The sequence below is a fragment of the Achromobacter sp. genome, assembly GCF_036567245.1.
Lineage (GTDB): Bacteria > Pseudomonadota > Gammaproteobacteria > Burkholderiales > Burkholderiaceae_B > Achromobacter.
The window spans coordinates 1-18,743 of record NZ_DATCUY010000279.1; the positions used below are offsets into that span (position 1 = coordinate 1).

The window sequence follows — 18,743 nt, forward strand, 5'->3', positions numbered from 1 at the left end:
CAAGACGCTGTCTGCCACTCGGCCTCCACGCACCAGCGCACACTGCCACGCGCCGTCAGCCTGTTGCCGCCCGCTCGCCAGGCCGATGCTGCCTGCCGGACGCTGCGCGGCCGGCAGCAGCGCGCGTGCGATCATGGTTTCACCCAGCAGCAAGGGCAGCGCGTGGGCGCCGCATTGCTCCAGCACGCCGAACACCTGGTCCAGGCTCAGCCCGGAGCCACCATCGTCTTCACCGAGCAGCGCATCGGCCAGGCCGGCGGCCTCCAATTGCTGCCAGAGCCGGCGGGCCGACTCTCCGCCCGACTCGATATCGCGCACCGCCTGCGGCGTGCAATGGTCCGCCAGCACTTGGCGCGCGGCATCGGCGTACAGATCGTTATCGCTCATGTCATGCTCCTTCAACGCAGGCCCAGGCCGCGCGCGATCATGCCGCGCAAGATCTCGCGGGTGCCGCCCCGCAAGGAAAACGAGGGTGACGCCTCTGTCACGTATTTCAGCGTCATCAGCAATTCCACCGGTATGTCCTCGGCCTCGCGCGAGTACAGGTCTTCCGCGATCCAGGCCGGAATCATCTGCTCCAGCGTGGTGCCCAGTTCCTTGACCAGCGCCGCCTCCACGATTGGGCTGGCGCCGCGCGTCAGTTTCTCCTGCACCGATACCGACATGGCCCGCAGCGGCGTCAGCTGGCCCAGCACCTTGCCCGCCAGCCGCTGGGCCGAGGGCGTGCGATTGGCCGGCAGGCGCGCATAGCCCAGCCATTGATCGAACAGCACGATGCTGGAGTACAGCCGTTCCGGACCACTGCGCTCGAACGCCAATTCGGCCGTCACCTGCTCCCAGCCCTGCCCTTCGGCGCCCACCAGCGCGTCGTCGCCCAGCTGCACGTTGTCGAAGAACACTTCGCAAAAGTGGCTGTCGCCCGACAGGTCCTCGATAGGCCGAACCGTCACGCCGGGCAGGGACAGGTCGACGATGACCTGGGACAGGCCCTTGTGCCGGTCCTCCGGTCCGCCCGAGGTGCGCACCAGGGCGATCATGTATTGGCAGTGGTGGGCGTTGGTGGTCCAGATCTTCTGGCCGTTGAGCTGCCAGCCGCGGTCGTTGGGCACGGCGCGCGTGCGCACGCTGGCCAGGTCCGACCCGGAGTTGGGTTCGCTCATGCCTATGCAGAAGAATGACTCGCCGCGGCAGATGCGGGGAACGTGGAAGCGCTTCTGCTCTTCCGTGCCGTACTTGAGGATGAGCGGCGCACTCTGCCTATCGGCGATCCAGTGCGACCCGACCGGCGCGCCAGCGTTCAGGAATTCCTCCACCAGCACATAGCGCGCGAAGGCGCTGCGCCCGCCGCCGCCATACTCGCGCGGCAGGGTCAGGCCGATCCAGCCGCGTTCGCCGACACTGCGGCTGAAGGCGGTGTCGTAGCCGCCCCAGGAACGCGCCCGGATATGCGCGGGCATATTGCGCACAGCATCCTGGAGGAAAGCGCGCACGGCGGGACGCAAGGCCTCGTCTTCGGGCGGAATCCGCGTCAGCGGCAACGCAAGTGAATTCAGACTGCTCATCCCAGGACTCCATTGATTCGATGCGTTTGGAGGGCCTCCGCGCTCAGGCCCAGCACACGGGCCAGCACGGCGTCGGTATGCTGGCCCAGCTGCGGCGGCGCGTGGCGGTAGCTCACTGGCGTATCCGACAGGCGGATGGGGCTGGCGACCAGCGGCACTTCACCGGCCTGCGGGTGCTGCATGCTCATTCTCAGGCCACGCGCCTGGACCTGCGGATCCTCGAACACGTCCGCGACGGTATTGATGGGGCCACAAGGTACGCCGTGCTGTTCCAGCAGGTCGATCCACTCGCGCGTGCTGCGGGTGACGGTGATGGCGCGCAAGCCCTCGATCAGTTCATCGCGATGCGCGATCCGCGCCGCATTGCACGCAAAACGCTCGTCCTCGGCCCATTGCGGCCGTTCGACGGCAGTGCACAGCCGCGCGAATTGCCCATCGTTGCCCACGGCCAGGATCATGTGCCCGTCCGCCGTCGGAAAGTCCTGATACGGCAAGGTATTCGGATGCGCATTGCCCATGCGGCGCGGCGCCTGCTGGCCGTACAAATAGTTCATTGCCTGGTTGCCCAGGCACGCCACGCCCACGTCGAGCAGGGCCAGATCGATATGCTGGCCGCGCCCGGTGTGCTCACGCGCCTGTAGCGCCGCCAGGATGGCGGTGCTGGCGTACAGCCCCGTCAGAATGTCGGTCAGCGCCACGCCCACTTTCATGGGCCCGCCGCCAGGCATGCCGTCAGGGTGGCCCGTGATGCTCATCAGGCCGCCCATGCCTTGGATCAGGAAGTCGTAGCCCGCGCGGTGCGCATACGGACCATCCTGGCCAAAGCCCGTGACCGAGCAATACACCAGCCTGGGATTCAGCTTGCTCAGCGAGGCATAGTCCAGGCCGTACTGCGCCAGGCCGCCAGTCTTGAAGTTCTCGATCAGCACATCGCATTGCTGCGCCAGCCGCCGAACCAGCTCCTGCCCCTCCGGCTTGGTGAAGTCGATGCTGACCGACTGCTTGTTGCGGTTGGCGCACATGTAATAGGCCGACTCGCCCGTGGGCTGTCCGGCCGGATCGGTCACATAGGGCGGTCCCCAGGCGCGGGTATCGTCGCCCGTGCCTGGCCGCTCCACCTTGATCACTTCGGCGCCCAGGTCGCCCAGCGTCTGGGCGGCCCAGGGGCCGGCCAGCACGCGCGACAGATCGAGCACCTTCACATTCTGCAGGGCTGGTGCCGTCATGGCCGCCTCTTCCTTCATTGTTGGGGAACGTTGGCCTTCTTGACGATGCGCTGCCACAACGCGATCTCCTTCTGCTGGAACTCGCGCATCTGCGAGGGGCCGCCCGTCATCGGCGTGGCGCCCAGGCGTTCATAGAAGGCGCGGGTTTCGGGCATCTTCGAGATGCGGGTGAACAGCTCGGCCAGGCGTTCCGTCTGCTCGGCAGGCGTCTTGGCGCTGACCATCGCGCCGACCCAGGTATAGGCCTCGAACCCCGGCAAGCCGGCCTCCGCCGCCGTCGGCACGTCGGGCGAGGTCCCGACACGCTGGTCCGAGGCCACCGCCACCACCTTCACGCGGCCGTCCTTGGCCAGTTCCTGCACTGCGGTGACCTCGGCGAAGGTGTAGTCCACCGTGCCCGCGGCCACCGCCATGATGGCGTCGCCGGCGCCCTTGAAAGGCACATGGACCGTCTTCAGGCTGGCGCTGTCATTCAACAATTCGCCCATCAGTTGATAGCCCGCCGAACCGGCGCCGAAATTCACCTTGCCCGGATTGGCCTGGGCATAGGCGATCAGGTCCTTCAAGGTGCCGTACGGCGCCTGGGGGCTGACAGCCAGCATCGCGGGCGAGCGCATCATCATGGTCAGCGGCGCGAAATCCTTGACGGGGTCATAGGGCAGCGCCTTGAACAGCGCCGCATTGACCGCCAGCGTCGAATTGCTGCCGATGAAAACCGTGTACCCGTCCGCCGGCGCCGACAGCGCGTTCTTCACCGCGATGAAACCATTGGCGCCCGGCTTGTTCTCCACCACCACCGGCTGCCCGGTCAGTTCCTGCAACTGGCGGGCGAAATAGCGGGCCGAGGTATCGGTGCCGCTACCCGGGCCGAACGGCACGACGAACTTGATCGGACGGGAGGGGAAGGTTTCGGCGTGCGCCACGGCCTGATGGCCGGCGGCGCCAGCCAACGCGACGGCCAACATGGCCGTCAACATTTGTCTGCGGTGCAGCATGGAAGTCTCCTTGGTGGATGGCCGGCCGCTCTAGACGGCGGTCCTGGCCTTGTGGTCCAGCGGATGACTTTAGGCGTGCTTGATGGGCCTGTCCAATATTAAGAATTTGATATTTGATATCGAATACGTATCAGCAGGCCTGGTATTCCGAAAGCATCCGATGATCAATCCGCTGCCACGCCAAGCTCCTTGATCAGCCCCGGCACCACCGCATATTCCTCCCGGTACTCCCGCAGGAATTCCTCCGGCGAATTGCCTACGGCATCGAAGCCGATGTTTGCCAGATACTTGCCGAACTCCGGATCGCGCACCACCTGCTGCGCCGCCGTCGCGAGCTTTTGCACTACATCCGCGGGCATGCCTGCCGGACCGCTCAAACCGATCCAGGCCTTGTTCTTGAATATGAAGGCGTCGTATCCCGCTTCGGCGAAGGTCTGCACCTCTGGCAGTAGCGCCGAACGCCTGTCGCCGATGACGGCGATGGCCTTGACCTTGCCGTCCGCGATCATGGGCGCGGCAATGCTGGTGGAAGTGAAGGTAAACGCCAACTGTCCGCCCAACAGATCGGTCATCGCCGGCGGCGATCCCTTGTACGGGACTTCGATGAACTTTACCGAAGACTGCCTGGCCAGGCTCTCCATGATCAGCTGCGGGTACGAGCCTGGACCATACGAACCATAGGCCAGGGGAACTTCCGCGGCCCGAGCCTCCTTGACCGCACCGGCCAGATCGCCGGCCTGCATGTTTTTATTCGCGATGAGCACCGGACCGGACGCGGCTACCTTGCTGATCAGCGTGAAGTCGCGCTGCGGGTCATAGGGCACCTTCATGGTGACGACCGAAGAGATGAGCGCGTCGCCCACGCTCAACATCAAGGTGTAGCCGTCGGGCTTGGCCCGCGCGACTTCGGTAGCGCCGATGGTGCTGCCGGCGCCGGGCTTGTTTTCGATCACAATGGGCGCTCCGAGTTGCACCGACATCAGTTCGCCCAGCTTGCGGCCGATGGCGTCGATAGGCGCGCCCGCGGGAGAGGGAACGATCCAGCGGATGGGCCGGCTCGGGTAGCCGGCTTGCGCCGCGGCAGCGGCGCTAGCCAGCGCCATGGCGCATGCCAACCCGAATCCCAGCGTTTTTTTGATGGCAGTCATTTGGTCTCCTCCTTGCAGGATCGGGAGCTAGTTGTGCGCATCCAGGAACTCAAGCACCACACGATTGAATTCGTCCGGCGTTTCGAAATACGGAGAGTGGCCTGAATCTACGAAGGTGTATTTCCGGCTGTCGGGCAACAGCCTCGCGACCAGATGGTGGCTTTCCGGCGTAAGGAAATCATCGTGGCTGCCGCCCGTCATCAAGGTCGGCACGCGGTAGCCCTCGAACTCGGCGGGGTGGATCTTGACGTCGTCGGCCTGCATGGTCAGCGCCAGGAAACCCTTGGGATTGAGCGCCTTGATGCAACCGTACAGATGCAGCATCTCGGGCCGGGCTTCGACGTTCTTGCGGTTCCAGCCTATGCTCTTGCTGCGCAGGTCGTGGCGGCCGTCATCGAAGGTCTTGCCGGCCTTGCACAGGATCTCCCAGGTTTCGGGCGAATAGGCAGGCGTCGGCGAGCCGCTGATAAACAGCGTCTGGACGCGCTCCGGATGCTTCACGGCCAGCGGCAGGCCGGCCCATGCGCCCAGCGACTGGCACACAAGGTTGACCTTGCCTATGCCTTCCTGATCCAGTATGGCCAGCACGTCCGCGGGGTAATGGCGCGGATGGTTGCGCTCCGGCGCGCAGGGAGAATTCTTGAAGCCCCTCAGATCCATCACGATGACCTTGTATTTCCTGGCGAAGAAAGGCACCTGCTGGTACCAGCATATGGTGTTGCCGCCGCCGCCATGGATGAACAGGACGGGCGCGCCGTCGCCATAGGTTTCGTAGTAGATGCGGGTGTCGTCGGGTGCGGTTGCATAAGGCACGAAAAGCTCCTCGGAGGGATCGGTTAATCTAATATCTGCGTGTTGATTTTGTTCGATTCCCTGCGGAAACACCGCGCTCCAAACAGACATCATGGGTGCCGCTCCAGACAACTACCCTCTGCATGTGGAACTGCTGCTGCCCGTCGGCAGATTGAACGGCCCCCTTCATGCCGCGATCGATACGTTCCGCACCGCCAACGGCATTGCCCGCAGCCGCAGCGGGCAAGCGAGCGGCCATGTGGTGACGTGGCGCTGCGCGGACGCGGCCCTGCCGGCGGAAATGGAACATCTGTGCTTCATGCCGCCGGGCGCGCCGGATGCAGCAACGGAGCGCGCCATCTTCGTGCCGCCCTTGGAAACGGTCTCGGTGCCGCAGCTGCGCGCCAGCGTCGCAAGCAATGAAGCCGTGCTGCGCGAAATCCGCAGCGCGGTGGCCGACAAGCGCTACGTCTGCGCGGTCGGCACCGGCGTCTGGCTGGTCGCGGCGGCGGGCGTACTGGACAAGACGCAGACACCGGTGCAATGGGCGTACCAGTCGGGCTTCGCGCGGACCCATCCGGACCTGGCCATCGCCAACGATCCGATTGTCTGGGCCAACGAGCGAATCCTGCTGGCCGGGACACCGTCATTGGCCTATGACTGCGTGCTTGAGCTGATGGACCGCACGGGCATCGCCGGACTGGCCGGCGCATCGCGCGACAAGCTCGTCTTCGATCCCGCGCGGCAGATCATCGCTTCGACGCTGCCCATAGAGAAGGTCAGCGGGCTGACCCGGGACAGCCCGCTCTATCGCGCCGTGCAGTGGTTGTTGGCGCATGCGCAGGAAGCCCCGACGATAGGCGACGCCGCGCGACATGCGGCGGTCAGCGAAAGAACCTTGGCACGCCTTTTCCGGACGCATTTGGCGATCACGCCGCATGAATTCCTCACCGATATACGGATGAGAAAGAGCCAGATGTGGCTGGAAGTGACGCTGCGTTCGGTGGAGGACATAGCCAACGATTGCGGCTATCTGGACGTCGCAGCCTTTCGCCGCGCCTTCAAGCGCAAGTTCGGCGTAACGCCTGCAGATTACCGGCGCGAGTATACGCAGCGAGGACCGCGGGCCCGGTGGAAGATGGAGCAGTATGGAAGCGAAGCTTAGAGACTGGCTGCCGCGATCGCCAGGAATGTGCGTGGCATACTCAGGGAACTTCAAGCGCGATGGGAGTTTCTGCTGTGGCTAGCCACAAACTGCGCCTGCTGTTCGGCGCAGCAGCTTCGATCATCTTTGCCTGGTATTGCTTCCACGGATTGTCGTGGCTTGCACGCGGCGTCGGAATCATTCCGATCGTGCACTACGATCCGCCGGTAAACCAGTGGATTCTGATCGGTGACCCGATACTTCAAAGCTGGCACAAGGTCCGCGTATCCGAAGACTTTACGCTCGCTGGCATCGCATTCATTTTCCTGACCCTGGTGCTGTCCTATTATGTAGCGCGCGTGGCCTATCACCTCAGTTTCGCGAAGGTCTTTACCCGTCACGACCGTTGGTTCGTCGCGGGATGGATGATCGGCGCGCCAGTGATGGCCGCGCTGGGGCATATGCTCGTCCTCCTGGTGTTCAAGCAGTCCTGGGCGCATCGATGGCCCACTCTTGCTGGCGCGGCCGTCCTGATCGCTTTTTCCGTGTCGGCAAAACTGTTCGTGGATTCCTGGCAGTGGATCATGCGCCGGCGCAGGGTTCATCCGATCTGACACGCCTCCCCGGCCTTGCAAGCGACGCCCGCTTCCAGCCTGCCCAGCATCCATCCGCATTACGTCCTAAAATGCGCGGTTTGCAGAAAGAACCGTCATGGCCATCGCCATGAAGGGCTTTCATCCTTTACAAATTAGTGTGGTGAAGATGAACAAGCCTTTCATTTCGCTGTGCCCGGAAATTACCCGGACACACGCGCTGACGCTGATGGATTGGTTGGAAGATGAGCGCGTTACCTGCTATCTGAGCGATTCGCGCCATGTCTCCCGCTTCATCGAGCAAGCCATCGATCGGACTCAGCTGCCGATCCTGACCCATTTGTTCAACCAGGGCGGCCGGTTCTTCATGGCCTATGACCGGCACGACGTCCCGGTCGGTTTCGTGCGCCTCGTCAAGACCGGCCCGGACTGCGAGATCGTCCTGGTCATCGGAGACTGCGACAACTGGGGCCGAAACCTCGGCGCCAGCACGATCCGCGAAGGCATGAAGCTGGCCTTCCTCGACATGCGGGCCGAAAAGCTCATCGCCAAGATCCACCCGGACAACGCGCGCTCGCTGAAGACCTTTCTACGCACCGGCTTTCTGCTTGAAAGCGAAACGCCGACGCTGAAGTCATTTTCCATGACTGCGGGGCGTTATCTCCGGCTCTTGCGCGAAGGCGCCGTTGGCGACTCCACTGATATCTACATCACTGAAATCGACAAGGCCCGGCTCAAGAGCCTGATAGAACTCGAACAGGGGCCGACTATTGTCGAACTCGAGCACGAGCTTGAGCGAGCCATCGTCGTCACGCCGCAGCAGGTGGCGCGGAACGTGGTCACGATGAACTCCAGGGCCTTGCTGCAGCTGGACGACGAAGAAATTGAAGTGGCCCTGGTCTATCCTGAAGACGCAGACAGCACTGCCGGGAAGTATTCCGTGTGTTCCGACGTCGGCGCCGCCATCCTGGGCTACCAGGAAGGGGATGCCATCGACTGGCGGATTTCGGACCGGACCCGCCGGATCGGGATCAGGAAAGTGCTTTACCAACCGGAAGCCGCCGGCGATTTCCATCTGTAGACCGGGGTTCTCCGGTCAGGCGGAGAGTGCACGGGCCAAGGATTTAGCCCGCGAGCTGCCGGGATGAATCGGCCTGCTACCTACGAAAGCGCTCAAGCGTGAGTCCCTCGAGGTCGATTTCAGGCTTGCGACCGCACACCAGATCCGCGACGACTCGGGACGTGCCGCATGCCTGGGTCCAGCCATTCGAGCCATGCCCGCTATTGAGGAATAGGCCGTCCCAGCCAGAAATTCCGAGTATGGGGGGGCCGTCCGGCGTCATGGGGCGCAGGCCCGCCCAAAAGGTGGCATTCGCGTAGTCGATGCCATTTGGGAACAGGCTGCGCACGGCTCGGACCAGCACATCCTTGCGGCCCGCCTTCAATGACAAGTCATGGCCGACCAGTTCGGCCATGCCCGCCGCGCGGATTCTGTTGCCCAGTCGGGAAATCATCACCTTGTTGTGTTCATCCATGACAGACATGTTGGGCGCTTGCTCGACATGGGTCACCCGCGCGGTAATGGAATAGCCTTTGAGCGGATATACGGGAAGCTTGATCCCCAACGGCGCAAGCAATGCCGGGGCCTGATTGCCCAAGGCGACAACCGTGGCATCGGCCATCAGCACACCACTAGAGGTCTCGGCGCCCACCACCCGTCCGCCCTCATGCAGCAATCGCAGCACATCGGTATCGAAGCGGAACTTCACGCCTGCACTCTGAAGCCAAGCGGTCAACGCCTGGCAGAAAACGTGGCTATCGCCGGAAGCATCGGACGGCAAATGAAGGCCGCCCGCGATCTTGGCGGTGGCGTCTCGCAAGGCGGGCTCGACCGCCAGCGCATCGCGTCCGTTCAACACACTGTGGGGAATGCCGAATTCCTTCAGTGCGCTGGCGGCAATATTGCCGTACTGGCACTCCGCTTCGGTCTGGAATAGCTGCAACACGCCGCCTGCATGGAAATCGAACGCGATCGACGTCTCGGCCATAAGCTGTTTCAGGCAGGCGAGGCTATAGTGGGCCACGCGCTGCATGCGCAGTTTGTTGATGCGAAATCGCGGCGCGTTGCATTCCATCAGCCATCGCCGGGTCCAACGGAGCCTTTCAAATTCCGGCCAAAGCGAAAAGCGCACCGGGGCATCGGCCTTCAACGCCATCTTCAATACCTTGATCGGCATTCCCGGCGCAGCCCACGGCGCTGCAAAGCTCGGACACAGACCGCCCGCATTGCCGAAGCTTGTTTCCATTCCTGCCGCCGGGTGGCGCTCCACGACTTCGACTTCGTGGCCTTCGCGGTGGAGATAGTAGGCCGTTGCGGCACCGACTACGCCGGATCCGAGGATGAGAACTTTCATGGACGTGGTTGTCTTGGTCTATCGTGATATCTGGGACGTAATCGGAAGGGGGAGCCCGGCGGCGCCACGCCTGACCGGATTCAAGAATAAATGGGGCAGAAGTGAAATTTATTTCATTGTTCGGACGCCAATCCGCGCTAATGGAAAAAAAATTCACCAGCGGTGTTGTTAGCATTAATGGCGCGTTGAATATCCGCAATCGGTCCCGATGCTTGAAATGCGCGAGCCCCGGGCCAGAACCTCGTCAAATCATGACTGAACAGATTCGCCGCTTCCTCTCGCTCTCACACTGGGGCGCTTTCACCGCGGTCACACAAGGCGGCCGGCTGATCGATTGCGAGCCGTTCGTCCATGACAGCGCGCCCTCGGACATCCTGCGCTCGATGCCTGCCATGGTCCACTCGCCGCTACGGGTGAATCGACCGGCCATTCGGAAGGGATGGCTGCGCGATCGGCACTTGTGCGACGGGAGCGAGCGCGGGCGTGACGACTACGTGGAGGTCAGTTGGGACGAAGCCCTTGCGGCGGTCCATTCGGAACTCCAGCGCGTGAGGACGGAGCATGGCAGCGAGGCCATTTTCGGCGGTTCATATGGCTGGTCATCGGCGGGCCGCTTGCACCATGCGCGCACCCAGACGCACCGGTTCCTGAATGCCGGCGGCGGCTTTACGAATCAGGCGGGCAACTATAGCTGGGGCACCGCGCAGTTCCTGCTGCCCCATGTGATCGGCACCTATACGCCGGTGACCGGCCGTGTGACAGACTGGAACAGTGTCACGAACCATACGCGGCTGTTGATCGCATTCGGCGGCATGCCGTTGCGCAACACTCAGATCACGTCAGGCGGCGCCGGCGACCATCCCGTGCCCGGGCAGCTCGAACGGGCGGTGGCGGCGGGCATGGAGCTTGTGGTCATCAGCCCGACCAGGGGGGATGTTCCTGCCGGCGTGCGTGCGCGCTGGATTCCCATTCGTCCCAACACGGACGCCGCCCTGATGCTGGCAATGATCCAGGCGCTGATCGCCGATGGCATCCAGGACGAGGAGTTCCTCCAGTTCCATTGCGTTGGATTTCCGGCCCTGCGCGACTATCTCGAAGGCAAGACAGACGGAACCCCCAAGACGCCCGAATGGGCCCAGGCGATCTGCGATGTCCCGGCCGACACGATCCGCGCGCTCGCACGCCAGGCACGCAACGTTCGCACGATGCTGACTTGCGCATGGTCATTGCAACGTGCTCATCGCGGCGAACAGCCGTACTGGGCAAGCATTGCGCTCGCCGCTGCGTTGGGGCATATCGGGCTGCCCGGCGGGGGCTTTGCATTTGGACATGCCTCCATGAATGGCGCCGGAAACCCGCGCATGGAGATTGCGGGGCCTGCCATGGAATCAGGGTGCAACCCGACCGGCTCGGTGATTCCTGTTGCCCGGGTCACCGACATGCTGCTGCAGCCTGGCCAGCGCTACGAATTCAATGGGCGGGAAGGCACTTATCCGGACATCAAGATGGTGTACTGGGCCGGCGGCAATCCCTTCCATCACCAGCAGGACCTGAATCGATTCAGCCGGGCATGGAGCCGGCCGCAAACGATAGTCGCTCACGAGATTTGGTGGACACCCATGGCGCGCCGCTCGGACATCGTGCTGCCGGCTACCACCACGCTGGAACGAAATGACATAGGCGGATCGACCCGCGATCGCCACGTATTCGCCATGCACCAGGCCCTGGCGCCGATCGGCTCCAGCCGCAATGACTTCGACATATACCGGGAACTGGCCGCGCTAGGCGGCTATGAGCATGGTTTTACCGAAGGCCGGGGCGAGATGGAGTGGGTGCGGCATATCTACGAAGCCATGGCTAAGGAATGGCGCGGCAGTGGCTATATGGCTCCTGAGTTCGCTGCTTTCTGGAGCCGGGGCTTCGTGGACATACCCGAGCCTGAAAGACCATTTGTGCTGTTCGAAGAGTTCCGTCGCGATCCCGAGGGAAATCCGCTGCGTACGCCGTCGGGTCGCATCGAGCTGTACTCAGAGAAAATCGCCGGATTCGGTTATGCCGATTGTCCGCCCCATCCCTGCTGGCTGACGCCGGACGAGTGGCTTGGATCACCCAAGGCTGCCCGGTGGCCGCTGCACCTGCTCACCCCGCAGCCCGCGGGCAAGCTCCACTCCCAAATGGATGGCGGCAAAACATCGGTGGATCTCAAGATCAATGGCCGGGAAGCGCTGCGCATCTCGCCGTCGGATGCGCAAGCGCGGCGCATCGGCCAACATGATCTCGTCAAGGTCTACAACGACCGTGGCGCGTGCCTTGCAACCGCGGTTATCGACGCCGACCTCAAGCCTGGCGTGGTGGCCCTGCCTACGGGAGCATGGTTTGACGCTGCCGACGAGAATCTGGAGATACACGGCAACCCCAACGTGTTGACGATCGACGTGGGCACTTCCCGCTTGACTCAGGGAAGCAGCGCCCAGTCCGCGTTGGTGGAGGTGATGCGTTGGGAAGAAGCCGCGCCTTTGGTCCGGGCCCTGGAGATACCGGCAATCTTCAAATCGGATCGCGCCGCATAGCCATCTGGTCCAAGGTGGGACGCGGCGTTGCCGCAGCGCTCGGAGCGCCCCTCGATGGGGCGCTCCGGTGCAAGGGAAATAGCCTCAGTCCGCGGTGATATTGGCCTGCTTGATGATGGCGCTGTATTTGGCCGTCTCGGCCTGGATGTACTGCGCGAAGTCCGCGCTGTTCCTGTATGAGCTTTCAAAGCCGAGGTTGTCGAGCTGCTCCTTCATGCTGGCGGACGTCATGATTTTCTGCGTGGCGACCTCCAGCTTCTTGAGTATCGGCTCCGGCAGCTTGGCGGGCGCCCACAAGCCATACCAGGAATAAAACTCGAAATTCTTCAACCCGGCTTCGCGCATCGTCGGCACGTCCGGAAGCAAGGCGCTGCGCTTGTCGCCGGTTACCGCCAACGCGCGTATCTTGCCTGACTTGACCATGGGCAGCGAGGAGAGCATCGGATCGGCCAGAGCATGGACTTGCCCGCCGATCAAATCGGTCAAGGCGGGGCCCCCGCCTTTGTAGAGGACGATCGGGATCTGCAGATCGGAAAGGCCGGCTTCATATGCGAACTGCGCGATGGCGAGGTGCCCCGCCGAACCAAAGCCCGTGGTTGCGAAATTGTATTTGTTGGGGGCTGCCTTCACCGCGCCGACGAATTCCTGCACGGTCTTCGCAGGAACATCGTTGTTCACGCTGAATATCAGTGCGCCCTGGGCGAGACCGCTGATGGGGGTGAAGTCCTTCACCGCATCGAAGGTCATCTTCTTCCCATAAAGCAAGGGGTTGATGTTGTGGATCGAGGCATTCAGGTACAGCGTATAGCCATCCGGCGCCGCGCGCGCGACCACGCCGGCTCCCACCATCCCGGACGCCCCCGCCCGGTTGTCGATGATGACCGATTGCTTCAGCTCCTCGCCAAGCTTCACGGCAAATATGCGGGCAAGGCCGTCGACGGAACCGCCAGGAGGGTGAGGCACCACGATGGTAATCGGGCGGCTGGGATAGGAGGCGTCCGGTTTCGACTGCGCCTGTACCGAACCCAGCACGGCCAAGCCACCGACAACGGCCGCAATACCTTTCATGCAAAAGCGGCGAGAACGAAATGGGGTATTACGCATGACGAACGATCTCATTGAAAATGGTTGGGCAACGAGTACAACTCCCCTCCTGGGACCCGCAATCCATGAAAGAGGGGTGGTGTGGAAAGCGGGATGATCGTAGGCGAATCAGTAGGTGCCCGGATAGGCGGCGCCGTCTATTAAGATATTCTGGCCGCATATATAGCCGGATTGGGCCGCGCAGATATATGCGCAAAGCGCGCCCAATTCCTCGGGCTCGCCGTAGCGGCCAGCGGGATTGTTGGAGCCGCGCTCCGCCCACAGCTGGTCAAAGTTCTTGCCGCCCGGCTCTAGCATTCCTTCTATGTGATGCCGCTGCGCATCGGTGGCGAAGACTCCCGGAAGCAGGTTGTTGATGGTGACGTTGTGCCGCACCGTCTGGCGCGCCAGGCCCGCAACAAAACCCACCAGGCAGGAACGCGCGCCATTGGAAAGGCCGAGTTCGAGCTGCGGGGTTTTTACGCTGCGCGAAACGATGTTCACAATGCGGCCGAACCTCCGGTCCATCATGCCATCAACGACCCGGCGGATCATGTCGATCGGTCCGAGGGCCATGGCATCAAGGGCCGCATGCCAATCAGACTGGGTCCACTGGCGAAAGTCACCGGGCGGCGCTCCGTCCGCATTGTTGACCAGGATATCGGGCGCGGGGCACACCGAAAGCGCCGCCTCCCGCCCTTCATCCGTGGTGATATTGGCAACCGCATATCGGACGCGAGTTCCCGTGGCCGCCGTGATTTCATCGGCGGTCCTGGACAGCGTGCTTTCCGTGCGCGCCGCGATGGTCACGTTGACGCCTTCGCTCGCCAACTGATGGGCGCAGGCGCGGCCCATTCCCTTGCTGCCGCCGAAAACCAGCGCATGGCGGCCTCGAATTCCCAAATCCATAGCGTTTCCTATTCCAAAGGCGCAGCCCAGGCCATGACATGAAATGGCCGGAGAGGAGTTCCGTCGGAGAAAGCCGCAAGGCGGATTCTCCTCCGACGCAAGTCCTTTCCGGACTCGTCCTGCCTCGGATCAGGCGGCCTTCAGCTGCAGCGAGCTCCAGCCGTACTTCTTGTCCAGGCCCAGCGCCTTGACCGCGCGCAGGCCCTTGAGCAAGGGTTCTCCTTCCAGCGCGCGCAGCGGCTTGCGCAGTTCGCCGGCGGGCAGGCCCACGGCCTTCATCAGTGACTTGATGGCGACCGGATTGATGGCCGAATACGAGTAGTGCAGCAATTGCAGATTGCGCAAATAGGACTCGCGGAAGCTGAAGCTGACCTCGGGCGAGGTCCAGGGCTGGGAAATCTCTGTCAACTCTGCCGGAGCAATATTGCCGGTCATGTTGGCCGTGCCATGGCCGCCCAGGCTCATGGTCGGCACTACCAGGCCCAGGTTGGGCGAATCGCAGCACATCACGGACACGTCGGGCGCGCCATACAGCACCTGCGCCACCTGGCCCACGCGCGTGGTGGATTCCTTGTGGACCACGTAGTTCGGATGCTTGAAGATGCGCAGCAGCTGGTCCCAGTGCAGGTCGCTCTTGACGCGCGGCGGATTGTTGTAGATGCCCAGCGGCAGGTCGGTGGCGTCGGCGATTTCGAGGAAATAGCTTTCGATGTCCGATTCGGAGGCGCAGATATAGGCAGGCGCGGCCAGAATGGCGCCATCGGCGCCGTTGGCCCGTGCAAAACGCAGGTAATCCATGGTTGCCTCGGTGTTGTTGCCGGTGCAGCCATAGAAGAGCTTCATCTTGCCGGTCTTCATCTTCGCGGTTTCCACGATGATGTCCTGGCGCTCTTTTTGCGACAGCATGGAAACCTCGCCCGTGGAGCCCATGATGAGCACGGCGCTGGTGCCGTTGTCTTCCTGGAATTTCAGCAGTTCGCGGAAAGCTTCGTAATCGGGGCTGCCGTCCTTGTTGAACGGGGTAATCAGGGCCACGAAGGACCCGGTGATCTTCATCTTGCTCATGTATATCTCCAATAATGGCAGAGTCAAAAATGGTAGGGGTTCAAGCCGAGCGGGCGACTTCGTTCCGAGTATCTTGCTGCCGCGCCCCCTGGCAAGCAACCATCGCGGCCAAACCCTGCTTCAGGTCGGCCATCAGGTCTTCCGGATCCTCCAGCCCCACATGCATGCGTACTGCCTTGCCCTTGTGAGGCCAGCGATCGCCGTGGTGCTTTCCCGGGCTGAACGGTATGGCCAGGCTTTCAAAGCCGCCCCAGGACACGCCGATTCCGAAATGCTGCAGCGCATCGACAAAGGCGGCCACTGATTCGTCATCGCTTGCGCGCAGGACTACTGTGAATAGGCCGCTCGCTCCCTTGAAATCACGTTTCCAGATGGCGTGGCCCGGATGCGACGGCAGCGCCGGATGCACCACGGCCTCGACCTCGGCTTGCTGCGCAAGCCACTGGGCCACGCGGATTCCCGACGTCATATGCTTTTGCAGCCGCACGCCCAAGGTGCGCAGTCCGCGCAGCGCCAGGAAGATATCGTCAGGACTGGCCGTCTGGCCCATTTCCTGCGTCGTCTCCTTGATCTTGGGCCAGGTGGCTTCATTGCAGGTCACCACGCCTAGCATGGCATCCGAATGGCCCACGATGTACTTGGTCGCGGCGTGGATGGACACATCGACGCCATGCTCGAAAGCCTTGAAGAACAAGGGTGTGGCCCAGGTATTGTCCATGACGACGAAGGCGCCGTGCGCGTGCGCGACTGCCGCGATGGCAGGGATATCCTGGATTTCCAGTGTTTCGGAACCCGGCGATTCGACAAATACGACGCGCGTATTGGGCCGCATGAGCGATTCAATGCTCGTGCCGCAAGCAGGGTCGTAGACCTGTACGTCCACCCCGAAACGGCTAAGCACGCGATCGAGGAAGGAACGGGTCGGGGAATAGGCGCTATATGACACCAGGATATGGTCGCCGGCCTTGAGTAATGCGGTGAGCGCCGTGGCAATGGCCGCCAGGCCCGAGGGAAAGACCAACGAGCGGTGGCCGCCTTCCAGGGCAGCCATGGCCTCCTCGAACGCGTGGGTAGTGGCGGTTCCATAGCGGCCATAGGTGGTCGCGCCCGGCTCTTGCGCGGCGCGGGCGCGCTTCATGCCTTCCCATTCCGCCATGCTCCCCGCGAGTATCGTCGATGCCCTGCAGATCGGGGTATTCACCAGGCCACCAAAACGTTCCGGATGCCGGCCTGCGCTGACGAGTTGAGTGCTTTCCCTCATGAACTTCAATCTCCGTGGATGCACGGCCAGCGCTTCCAAGGGAAGTCGATGACCACTGATGACGAGAACAAGTCTATGAGGACAGCGGGTGAAAACTTTTCTATTTTTAACCGTTTCCGAGGGCAAAAATAGAAAAATAATCACCGCCGAATCCTGACAATCTGGCGACGGCGGACTGGCTAAATCGGGTAAGGCGCAATGCCGGCTCATATCCGCCCCTATTTTCAATGTGCTTGCGCGGTCGATTCATGTGTCGCGACAGACGATTGCGGGCAAGCGTCGGCACTGGCGGTCTTCAGGCCGCCAGGCCATACCGATTTTCAAACCTGATGAGACCTGGCCATGTCCAACACTTCCATCCACCCGCCGCGACGTAGCGAGGCCCAGCGCATAGGCGTGCCACGGGAAACCTTCCCGCTGGAAAAGCGCGTCGCCACGGTGCCCGACGTCGTCGAGAAACTGATCAAGCTTGGCTTCAAGGTCGCCGTCGAATCCGGCGCCGGCGAAGCCGCGAATTTCAGCGATGAGGCTTACCGTGCCGCCGGGGCCGAGATCGTCCATGGCGCCGCAGCCCTATGGGCCGCATCGGACATCATCTTCAAGGTTCGCCCGCCCAGCCCCGCCGAGGTCGGCCTGATGCGCGAAGGCGGCATGCTGATCGGCTTCATCTGGCCGGCCCAGCACCCCGAGCTGATGCAGCAACTGGCCGCCAGGCGCGCCACGGTACTGGCCATCGACTGCCTGCCGCGCACGCTCTCTCGCGCGCAGAAGATGGATGCGCTGACCTCCACCGCAAGCGTCAGCGGCTATCGCGCCGTCATCGAGGCGGCCAACGCCTTCGGTCGCTACTTCAACGGCCAGATCACTGCGGCGGGCAAAGTCCCCCCGGCCAGAATCTTCATCGCCGGCGCAGGCGTGGCGGGCCTGGCGGCCATCGGCACGGCCGCCAGCCTGGGCGCCATCGTGCGCGCCAACGACACGCGCGCCGAGGTGGCCGACCAGGTCAAGTCGCTGGGCGGCGAGTTCGTCAAGGTGAACTACGAGGAAGACGGTTCGGGCGGCGGCGGATACGCCAAGGTCATGAGCGAGGGGTTCCTGGCCGCGCAGCGCCAGATGTATGCGCAGCAGGCCAAGGACGCCGACATCATCATCACCACCGCCCTGATCCCCGGCAGGCCGGCCCCCAAGCTCATCACGGCCGAGATGGTGCAGAGCATGAAGTCCGGCAGCGTGATCGTGGATATGGCCGCCGAACAGGGCGGCAACTGCGAACTCACCGTGCCCGGCGAAGCCGTGGTGCGCCACGGCGTGACCATCATCGGCTACATCGACCTGGCGTCGCGCCTGGCCAGGCAATCATCCACGCTGTACGCCACCAATCTGCTGCGCTTGGCCGAGGAGTTGTGCAAAGCCAAGGACGGAATGGCGATCGTCAACATGGAAGACGACGCTATCCGGGGTCTGACGGTGATCAAGGACGGCGCCATCACCTGGCCGGCTCCGCCACTGAAACAGGCTCCGCCCCCGCCTGCGCCCAAGGCGGCCGCCGTACCGATGGCCGGGAAGAAGAGCGGCCACGGTCATGGTCGCCGCGTGCCCATGTCGGCCAAAGCGCTGGCCATGGTCTTCTGCGTGGCGGCCGTGCTGTTTGCCTGCATAGGCGCCTACGCGCCCGCGGCCTTCCTGGGCCATTTCACGGTGTTCGTGCTGGCCTGCTTCATCGGCTACATGGTGGTGTGGAATGTCACGCCGGCGCTGCATACCCCGCTGATGAGCGTGACCAACGCCATCTCCAGCATCATCGCGCTTGGCGCGTTGGTGCAGATCGCGCCGCCCGAAGCCGGCGCTGGCGGCCGGCCGGACGGTCTGATCCTGTGGCTCGCTTTCGCCGCCCTGGTGCTCACGGCCATCAACATGTTCGGCGGCTTTGCCGTCACACGCCGCATGCTCGCCATGTTCCGCAAGTAACAGCAACCAGAGC

16 protein-coding genes are annotated in these 18,743 nt (G+C 63.0%); 5 read left to right on the forward strand and 11 right to left on the reverse strand.

Going from position 1 to position 18,743, the window contains the following annotated elements; translation table 11 throughout:
- The 6 genes from VIR09_RS12250 to VIR09_RS12275 all read right to left on the reverse strand — a co-directional run.
- Positions 1–387 (reverse strand): acyl-CoA dehydrogenase family protein (locus VIR09_RS12250; RefSeq protein ID WP_332013120.1); only part of this gene is annotated, 387 nt, incomplete at its 3' end.
- 11 nt (positions 388–398) lie between these two features.
- Positions 399–1,562, reverse strand: a complete 1,164-nt coding sequence (locus VIR09_RS12255) for an acyl-CoA dehydrogenase family protein (RefSeq protein ID WP_332013121.1) — start codon at positions 1,560–1,562, stop codon at positions 399–401.
- Positions 1,559–2,806 carry a CaiB/BaiF CoA-transferase family protein gene (locus tag VIR09_RS12260; RefSeq protein ID WP_332013149.1) on the reverse strand — a complete coding sequence of 416 codons (1,248 nt, stop codon included), beginning with the start codon at positions 2,804–2,806 and terminating at the stop codon, positions 1,559–1,561. The genes VIR09_RS12255 and VIR09_RS12260 overlap by 4 nt, the downstream gene beginning before the upstream one ends.
- Complete coding sequence (locus VIR09_RS12265; RefSeq protein WP_414639421.1) at positions 2,803–3,783, reverse strand: Bug family tripartite tricarboxylate transporter substrate binding protein; 981 nt, start codon at positions 3,781–3,783, stop codon at positions 2,803–2,805. Before VIR09_RS12265 ends, VIR09_RS12260 begins: the two co-directional genes overlap by 4 nt.
- Before the next feature lie 164 nt (positions 3,784–3,947).
- Positions 3,948–4,931, reverse strand: a complete 984-nt coding sequence (locus tag VIR09_RS12270; protein WP_332013122.1) for a tripartite tricarboxylate transporter substrate binding protein — start codon at positions 4,929–4,931, stop codon at positions 3,948–3,950.
- 27 nt (positions 4,932–4,958) lie between these two features.
- A complete protein-coding gene (locus VIR09_RS12275) occupies positions 4,959–5,744 on the reverse strand; it encodes an alpha/beta hydrolase (RefSeq protein WP_332013123.1) in 786 nt (261 codons plus the stop codon).
- Between the two features lie 124 nt (positions 5,745–5,868).
- Between VIR09_RS12275 and VIR09_RS12280 the strand changes: the two genes are divergently transcribed.
- The 3 genes from VIR09_RS12280 (at position 5,869) to VIR09_RS12290 (ending at position 8,541) form a co-directional block, all read left to right on the forward strand.
- Positions 5,869–6,888, forward strand: coding sequence for a GlxA family transcriptional regulator (locus VIR09_RS12280; RefSeq protein ID WP_332013124.1), 1,020 nt, complete (start codon positions 5,869–5,871; stop codon positions 6,886–6,888).
- A 74-nt stretch (positions 6,889–6,962) separates the two neighbouring features.
- Positions 6,963–7,481: a hypothetical protein gene (locus VIR09_RS12285; protein WP_332013125.1), complete on the forward strand. Its 519-nt coding sequence runs from the start codon at positions 6,963–6,965 to the stop codon at positions 7,479–7,481.
- A 97-nt stretch (positions 7,482–7,578) separates the two neighbouring features.
- Positions 7,579–8,541: a bifunctional GNAT family N-acetyltransferase/nucleoside diphosphate kinase regulator gene (locus tag VIR09_RS12290; protein WP_332013126.1), complete on the forward strand. Its 963-nt coding sequence runs from the start codon at positions 7,579–7,581 to the stop codon at positions 8,539–8,541.
- A gap of 76 nt (positions 8,542–8,617) precedes the next feature.
- On the opposite strand, the gene VIR09_RS12295 is transcribed toward VIR09_RS12290, so the two are convergent.
- On the reverse strand, positions 8,618–9,874 hold the full coding sequence (locus VIR09_RS12295) for a D-amino acid dehydrogenase (RefSeq protein ID WP_332013127.1): 1,257 nt from the start codon (positions 9,872–9,874) through the stop codon (positions 8,618–8,620).
- Positions 9,875–10,125: 251 nt separating this feature from the next.
- On the opposite strand from VIR09_RS12295, the gene VIR09_RS12300 reads away from it, so the two are divergent.
- Complete coding sequence (locus tag VIR09_RS12300) at positions 10,126–12,444, forward strand: molybdopterin-dependent oxidoreductase (protein WP_332013128.1); 2,319 nt, start codon at positions 10,126–10,128, stop codon at positions 12,442–12,444.
- A gap of 84 nt (positions 12,445–12,528) precedes the next feature.
- Here VIR09_RS12300 and VIR09_RS12305 read toward each other — a convergent pair whose 3' ends face one another.
- From VIR09_RS12305 to metC, 4 genes are all read right to left on the reverse strand, one after another.
- Complete coding sequence (locus VIR09_RS12305) at positions 12,529–13,548, reverse strand: tripartite tricarboxylate transporter substrate binding protein (RefSeq protein ID WP_332013129.1); 1,020 nt, start codon at positions 13,546–13,548, stop codon at positions 12,529–12,531.
- A 108-nt stretch (positions 13,549–13,656) separates the two neighbouring features.
- Positions 13,657–14,436, reverse strand: a complete 780-nt coding sequence (locus VIR09_RS12310) for an SDR family NAD(P)-dependent oxidoreductase (protein WP_332013130.1) — start codon at positions 14,434–14,436, stop codon at positions 13,657–13,659.
- Positions 14,437–14,565: 129 nt separating this feature from the next.
- Positions 14,566–15,501, reverse strand: a complete 936-nt coding sequence (locus VIR09_RS12315) for a 4-hydroxy-tetrahydrodipicolinate synthase (RefSeq protein WP_332013131.1) — start codon at positions 15,499–15,501, stop codon at positions 14,566–14,568.
- A gap of 40 nt (positions 15,502–15,541) precedes the next feature.
- Positions 15,542–16,762: a cystathionine beta-lyase gene (metC, locus tag VIR09_RS12320; RefSeq protein ID WP_332013151.1), complete on the reverse strand. Its 1,221-nt coding sequence runs from the start codon at positions 16,760–16,762 to the stop codon at positions 15,542–15,544.
- 342 nt (positions 16,763–17,104) lie between these two features.
- Between metC and VIR09_RS12325 the strand changes: the two genes are divergently transcribed.
- Positions 17,105–18,730, forward strand: coding sequence for a Re/Si-specific NAD(P)(+) transhydrogenase subunit alpha (locus VIR09_RS12325; RefSeq protein WP_332013132.1), 1,626 nt, complete (start codon positions 17,105–17,107; stop codon positions 18,728–18,730).
- The last annotated feature ends 13 nt before the right edge of the window (positions 18,731–18,743 follow it).

Bases quoted from the DNA above. Each gene is read 5' to 3' on its own strand.
- VIR09_RS12255 (WP_332013121.1), bottom strand. From the start codon at position 1,562: ATGAGCAGTCTGAATTCACTTGCGTTGCCGCTGACGCGGATTCCGCCC.
- VIR09_RS12310 (WP_332013130.1), bottom strand. From the start codon at position 14,436: ATGGATTTGGGAATTCGAGGCCGCCATGCGCTGGTTTTCGGCGGCAGC.
- VIR09_RS12270 (WP_332013122.1), bottom strand. From the start codon at position 4,931: ATGACTGCCATCAAAAAAACGCTGGGATTCGGGTTGGCATGCGCCATG.
- VIR09_RS12265 (WP_414639421.1), bottom strand. From the start codon at position 3,783: ATGCTGCACCGCAGACAAATGTTGACGGCCATGTTGGCCGTCGCGTTG.
- VIR09_RS12260 (WP_332013149.1), bottom strand. From the start codon at position 2,806: ATGAAGGAAGAGGCGGCCATGACGGCACCAGCCCTGCAGAATGTGAAG.
- VIR09_RS12295 (WP_332013127.1), bottom strand. From the start codon at position 9,874: ATGAAAGTTCTCATCCTCGGATCCGGCGTAGTCGGTGCCGCAACGGCC.
- metC (WP_332013151.1), bottom strand. From the start codon at position 16,762: ATGAGGGAAAGCACTCAACTCGTCAGCGCAGGCCGGCATCCGGAACGT.
- VIR09_RS12300 (WP_332013128.1), top strand. From the start codon at position 10,126: ATGACTGAACAGATTCGCCGCTTCCTCTCGCTCTCACACTGGGGCGCT.
- VIR09_RS12325 (WP_332013132.1), top strand. From the start codon at position 17,105: ATGTCCAACACTTCCATCCACCCGCCGCGACGTAGCGAGGCCCAGCGC.
- VIR09_RS12315 (WP_332013131.1), bottom strand. From the start codon at position 15,501: ATGAGCAAGATGAAGATCACCGGGTCCTTCGTGGCCCTGATTACCCCG.
- VIR09_RS12290 (WP_332013126.1), top strand. From the start codon at position 7,579: ATGGCCATCGCCATGAAGGGCTTTCATCCTTTACAAATTAGTGTGGTG.
- VIR09_RS12305 (WP_332013129.1), bottom strand. From the start codon at position 13,548: ATGCGTAATACCCCATTTCGTTCTCGCCGCTTTTGCATGAAAGGTATT.